This is a genomic window from uncultured Methanobrevibacter sp. (genome assembly GCF_902770715.1).
In the GTDB taxonomy this organism is placed as follows: Archaea; Methanobacteriota; Methanobacteria; order Methanobacteriales; family Methanobacteriaceae; genus Methanocatella.
This window is the reverse complement of record NZ_CACXTS010000014.1, coordinates 38,855-46,011: the sequence shown is the minus strand read 5'-3', so window position 1 is coordinate 46,011 and position 7,157 is coordinate 38,855. Positions and strand designations below refer to the sequence as shown.

Annotated in this window: 3 protein-coding genes; all 3 read right to left on the bottom strand. The window is 34.2% G+C overall.

The window, feature by feature from the left end:
* On the bottom strand, positions 1-666 hold a 666-nt coding region (locus QZU81_RS05820; protein WP_295590251.1), incomplete at its 3' end, for a hypothetical protein.
* A 22-nt stretch (positions 667-688) separates the two neighbouring features.
* On the bottom strand, positions 689-1,771 hold the full coding sequence (locus QZU81_RS05815; protein WP_295590248.1) for a hypothetical protein: 1,083 nt from the start codon (positions 1,769-1,771) through the stop codon (positions 689-691).
* Positions 1,772-1,822: 51 nt separating this feature from the next.
* Positions 1,823-7,135, bottom strand: a complete 5,313-nt coding sequence (locus QZU81_RS05810; protein ID WP_295590244.1) for a CotH kinase family protein — start codon at positions 7,133-7,135, stop codon at positions 1,823-1,825.
* Between the last annotated feature and the right edge of the window lie 22 nt (positions 7,136-7,157).

The following is a 7,157-nucleotide window of genomic DNA, read 5'->3' as shown; positions in this document are numbered from 1 at the left end:
GAAAGCTTCATTACCAATACTTGTAACACAATTGCCAATTTCTGCCGATATCATTGAACTATAAGGTGTTGAATGACCAGTAACCTCAGTTCTAGAAAGAGTTGTTGAAGAATTACATTCTACAGTATAGGTTGTACTGTCAGAATAGTTTGCTGACAGTTTTATATTTGTTAACGGGCAATCATCACAAATATACGTATCAGGGTTAGAAGTTGGTGTTATTGTTGTCCATCTATATATTGGTTCTACAGGGCAATCATCACAGACATATGTTGATGAATCACCTGAAATCGGAGTTATTTGAGCCCATCTATATATTGGCGTTGGCGGAATATATCCGCAATCAGGTGAATTTCTTTCTACCAATACATCAGCGGTTCCTGTTGTTGACCAAGTTATACCTCCATCATATGATACCTGATATGTTTCATATACATATTTATCATACCCTGTTTCTCCGCTACAATATGGTGTTCCTGATACTGTTCTGTATTGAACTTCTGTATCAGGAATCCATCCGCAATCTGTGTCATACATTTGCCTTGCCCTTAATGGCTGTGAACCCTCGCCATCAATGGAATATACGTTTGGATAAGATGGAAGCCAATTTTGGTTTCCTCTCTTTTCATATCGTTGATATAAATAATAAGAACTACAATAAGCCATATTTATATTTTAAACTATTTTATTATGCATTTGTAACAGTCCAACCTGATGGAATACCATTTTCACCTGTTGGCCAACTTGACATTGATGATGCTTTTACAAATGTACCTGATGATGAAACATCTTCAAGCCAAACACTGGTGCAATCCGTTGCAGATATATTAGTTGCAAGACACTTTATATAGTTCAATGATGAGCAATTTCTGAACATACCCGTATAGCATCCTTCTACTAATGTCGTTGCAGATAAAACAGGTGCTGTTGTTAATGATGTACAATTATAGAACATTAGCCAATAACAATGATACTCCAATGTTGTGGCCGGCAATTCAGGTGCCGTAGTCAATGATGTACAACCATTGAACATATGACTATAGCATTGTCTTGCTAATGTCGTTGCCGGTAATGCAGGTGCTGTTGTTAACGAAGAACAACCATCGAACATATTAACGTAACAACTACCGGCCAATGATGTAGCAGGTAGTTCAGGTGCTGTTGTTAATGATGTACAGCCTGAAAACATTCTAAAATAGCAATTAGTAGCCCCACTAAGATTTGTAGAAGGTAAAACAAGTTTATTAGTGTTTATAACATTTCTATTGTCACTAAACATACATGAGAAAACATATTTTTTATCTACTATACTTGTTTGACCAATGAAATTATCGCTATATAGCAATGACATTATGTTTCCTTCAATATTGAACCTACCAGTTGATGAAAATACTCCAACTCCCCCATAATAAGGTATTGGTGTCAAACTTTCTTTCCACATTATCTTTTGTCCTGCTGATACAGTTGGAGATTGGGTATTTCTATTCAATGTATTCCAAGAACTTCCACTGTCTAAAGAATACTGAATCGATGAGTTGTTAACTGAGCCTGATGAAGAACCTGAAAAACTAAATGTTCCTGAATCTATTGCAACAAATGTAAGATATTGCCCTGAAGCAGGAGGCGTTGGAGGCACATAGCCGCAATCAGGAGAATCCCTTTCAATTAATTCCCCTTTTCTATATTCTGCCGGTACAACATCAACAAATGTAACGCCATTATCATAAGATACTTGTTTCTTTTCTTTATAAAATTTGCAATTTTGAACCATATTTTTTTAATATAAACATATGAAAAATGGGAGAAATTTTCTCCCATTCATTTAAAAGTTATTTATCAAATTATCTAGATAACTTAGTCTGTCTATGTAGAACTCCTTTGCTCTTCCCACAGCTTCTGAGAATGTCAGATTATAGTCTGGATGATGCCAAGGCTCAAAATCGTCTGGTATTTCCCACATTGCCCAATTCAATTGTTCAGAAGCATATAATTTATTATACCAGTAGTCAAACCTATTAATTATGGTATCCAATCTTGATTTTATTGAATTCCATCTTTGTTTAACAACAGCCTTAAACTGACTGTCTTGGAACAAATAATCATAATAAATGTTACAACTTACCATAAGTGTCTCTGGCATATAACCATTCTCTGGTACTGTTGTTCCATCACAAAAAGTTTGATTTGCCTTCAATGGCCAATACAGATTGAATGTGCCATAGTCAAAGTCCCAAGGTGGCCCCATCTTCAATTTACCCACTCCTGAATCTGGCAAGAAATAACAATATACAGAACCAGGTGAATGACCCCAAACTTCAATATTTTGGCATAGTTCATAAACTATCCAGTAGTCAGCGAAACTATTGTAATCAATGTAAGGCTCATAGCCACTTCCGTTGTTCAATAGAATTTCGATTGTATCAATTTTATCTTCGATATATGAAACGTCTGGAGCCTCTGGACTCTTGATGTTGTAAGGATAATCCTTGATGGCACTTCTGAACTTATATGTTTCGTCATAGTTTCTATCCATTTCTAACAGATAATCACTATCATCATCAATGTTCAGACGATTAGTTTCAACCCTCACTTGCTCTGATAGGTAATAGTTACCCCTATGCTCACCGTTAAGGACAAGTTCAACAAATACTCCATCTGGAGACCAACCCATACCAGTTGATAGGTCTGTGCATTGTGCAATTTCATTTGCAATTTTAGTCCTCATAAGAGTTCTATCGCCATAGTTGGCTAAAAGCACCCATCTTTTTGATTTTGGCATTCCAAGTATTTCAGATTTATTTTCTAATTTTAAAGCATATGGTTTCTTATCAGAATATACCCAAGATGAATTTCCTCTGCCTCTAATACTAAGTGCTGAATTATCATATACTATAGTGTTTATATTTTGGTATATTTTTATTTCTGCACCTTCCATCCAAACATCTTTACTTGTAATAGGTTGTCCGCCAGGAGTATTTATAACAACAACAGGTAAACCAGTGTCCCAATAAGTTTCGCCACCTCCGCAATCAATAATTTCTTTATCAAAAATACTTGAAACGTTATTTACAACGACAGTCATTGAAGCAGTCCCTAAAGCCATTCCTGAAGTATTAAATGAGCCACTACCAGAACCCCCTGAAGGTGTAACACTAGTACTAAACATATTTCCTTCACTATCGTATAAATTGAAATTTTGTGGTGTAGTGCAAGCATTATCTGCAACAGTGAAATCAAATTCAACCTGTTCACTTCCTCTACAAACATCACCCGGTGTAAATGCAAATGATGTAATTTTACAGTCAGCAGCATAAGCACTTTGGGTAATTGAAATTTGTATGGTTCTGTCTGTGCCTTTTTGGGTTAACGTTAACGTTCCTGTTCTTGCGGTAGTTGATGTATTGTTATCAAGATATACTGTATTATTAATACCGGGTCTTAACTCATTTTGATTAATGTAATAATCTCCATTTGTCTTAATCCAAGATACGTTTGAACTCATTACTGCGTTTACGTCATTATCATTTATTGTTGAAATAAATGTTATTGGTGAAGCAAAACCATTCCAATTTGTTGCTATTGTTGAACTACTTACCAATTGGAATTGGCTACCGCATGAGTTAATTCGTATCTCCTTTGAAACTGTCGTTGTACCAATAACAACGTTCATTTGTGCCGTTCCTGCAACCATTCTTGAAGTATCAAACGTTCCTGTTCCTCTACCGTTATATGGTGAAGACGTTGATGTAAACGTAGTACCTGATGCATCAAATACATTAAAGTAGAATGTTCTATCACATCTAGCATCATTAACTGTGTATGAGTATTCAAGAGGCTCACCAATACAAACATTATCAGGTATTTCAAATGATGAAATTGAACAGTCTGCAACATATGCTCCCTGAGTTATATAAACTTGAATATAATCAGTTCCACCCTTTTGAGTAAGCGTTAACAAACCAGTTCTCTCACTAACACTTGTATTTGGATTCAAATAGATTGTTTCATTTCTATTTGGTTTAACCTCATTATAATTGTAATATAATTGGTTATATGTTATAATCCAATTTGAATCACTTGATAATACTGCATTTGTTTCAACCCCATTAAGCAATGAATAAAAAGGCATAAGCGGTAACGTACCATTCCAAGTTGTTGTTGCTGAGTAAACTGACGGATGGGTGTTATCACTCCACTTAATGTATGTTTCTTCAGGTGCCCCCGCTGCTGATTGGTTTATTTCAAGTCTTATATTTGCATGGCTACCATTCTGTTCAAGATAAACTATACAACTTCTCGATGTATCTCCCGTATTTTCGTCATATGATACTTTGAAATTTGTGTTTGTTGCAGAATATGAGCCAACCCAATCACAGCTATCTGATGCTGTGTATGATGTTGAAACTCCATCATATGTACTTATTAAATTTTCATCTATTATGCCTGCATCTGATGAAACATCAACTTTTATATATGTTAGGCCATTTGACCAATAAAAATTATATGGCCTTGGAGTTGCGCCACCCAATTGTTTAACAATAACTTCTGCTGTTTCGCATTGGCCAGGTGTGCCGCCTGAAACTTTTTCCCATTCAACCGTAAAAAATCTACTTTCAGAACTTGTGTTATCAGTTAACGCTGAATAAGTAACATAATTTCCATTGTTTGTCACTGCAAGCCAATCAGGTAATTGTGTTGTTGTCATTCTAATTTTTGCTCCTCCCAATATACCATCATCCTCACTTCCATATTGTCTACCAAGTTCAATATCACAATCGGGGTGTGTTGAAGAATCAGAAGAGCCGCAACAACTATCAAGCAATCTACTGCAACTTGGGGAACCAGCCGCTTGGAGAATATTTAACGCCACTTGTTTTCCACTTATGCTTTGATTCATGAATATTACACATTCCCTATCTGACGTAGCATCTGTATTTTCTTCTACAGAAACTGTAAATGCTGATGCATCTTTTGTAATAGATACCCAATCACATATTTTAGTTATTCTATAATCAATATCTTCGCTTCCTCCTATTGACCTGATGCAATAAGAATAAGTACCGCCTGAATTTGGAACATCTTGCATTAAGAATTTTCTTCCATCGCAATATTCAAACATATATTCTGTTCCATCACCACATTGCCATTTTTCTGTTAATCTCCAATCATATTCAGGCACAATATTACACCAAGTAGAACTTGTTTCAACTATTTCTCCCAATTGAGTTAATCCTGTTTTTTCCCAAGTTAAGCCATTATCATAACTTTCAAACTGTTCAATTGCTTTTTGTTTATTTCCATTAATGCAATAATAGTTTCCATCAAATTCCCATTTGGTCATTCTATTATTACATCTACTATCATTTTCTAAAATAAGTTCGCCTTTTCGCTTTTCTGTTGTTATATGAAGGTTATTAGGCGTTTCACCTGTATATCTAACCTCTTCTTTATAAGAATTGCCACCAACACACATATAAAAACCTGAATCTATCCATTCTTCATAAACCTTATCTTGAATTATACGAAGTTGAACAGTTCTATTGCCACAGTCTCTAACCTCAATTTGCCATACCTTTTGAGAGGTGGTTAAAAGGTTTGCAGGAACATTTACTTTCAATGTTGAATTTCCTATTTCATATGTTAGCCTTGAATCAATTGAAGAAACAGTAATTGGGCATTTAGAATCAAATGCAAATGTAACGTCCTGACTTACACAAGTAATTGAAGTAACAACAGGATTTATGAAACTATCTTTTAATAATTCAACAGTAACAATTTTAATATTATTTCCTGCTTGAAGTGTAAATGTTGATGTTTGACCTGATATTTGTGAAGAATTATTGCAAACCGTTACATTATATAATTGATTTGCATTTCCTGAAGACGGAGAAACTGATAAATAAGAAACAACATCAGAAGCATTCCAATCACAGGATGCAGATACGGTATAAGTATTACAAGTTGTTGATGAAAACACAATAACATCAGGTATTGTTGTGTTTATCTTGCAATCATCACCGCCACAACTAATTTCATTAAACCGTTCATCATCATCAAATGTTCCAACAACATTCAACATCTGATATTGTGATTGATAACCATCTTTAACTTTATAATTGCCTGTAGGATTACCAAATGTATCAACTTCCTGCTGAACAAGGTATCTTGCAGTAGAATAGCCAACACATTCGTAGCATTGAATATTTCCAATCCATTTTATGTATCTCCAAGATGTTGTATCATAATCTTCATCCTCATAGCCTATAGCGGCAGTTGCACCATAGTTTGATTCTTCTATGAGTGTAACAGTTATAATATCTGATTCCCCATTATTTGAAGATGACTGAATGGTATATGATGGTTGAAGACCAAAGTTAAAGCCTGAATAATATATATTCTCACCTCCCTTTGAAACAATTTTTGCAGCATATAAGTTATCTAAAAATTCTAATAAATTCCAAGTCCACCCAATTTTATGATTTAAAGGAATATCAAATGTAATTGTATCAGTTACCCTTTCGCCATCATAAACCTCTTGAAATACGCAAGAATTTCCAAGAAACTCAATATTGCTCCAACTACCAGTTAACTTAACTTTCTTATTTGCTATATCCAGTCTTGCATAATCCTTATTGATAAGATTTAGTTTATCAATTCCATTAACATTATATCCAAGACAAGGTAGATTTTCTACCTCAAAATTTGAATTTAATTTTATTGTTGGAAAATTGGATAATGAATGAAAGGTAAAATCTGTTTGATTAGCGTTTTGTGATAAATTGAAAGTATGTGTAATCTTTGAAGGGAAATCAACATTGACCATGTAATATATGCCATCATTATCTTCAATGATAGCGTAATATTTTCCTTCAAATGACTTATAATTCACATAACCCTTCATTGAAAGGGTTATTTTCTTATCAAACTTATATCTTTCATCCAGTGAAGTTTCCTCAGAATATTGGATATTGAAACCATTTATTCTAAGTGGCAATTCTGATAAATCTTCAATATATGCCTCTCCATTATCTATATGAACATCTTTAACATGTTCAGCAGATACCAGATATAAGACATTCTTTAATTTTGAATGATTGTATTTACATTTCTCTAATGTATAATTTGTGACACTCATATAATATGTTTATTTAAATATA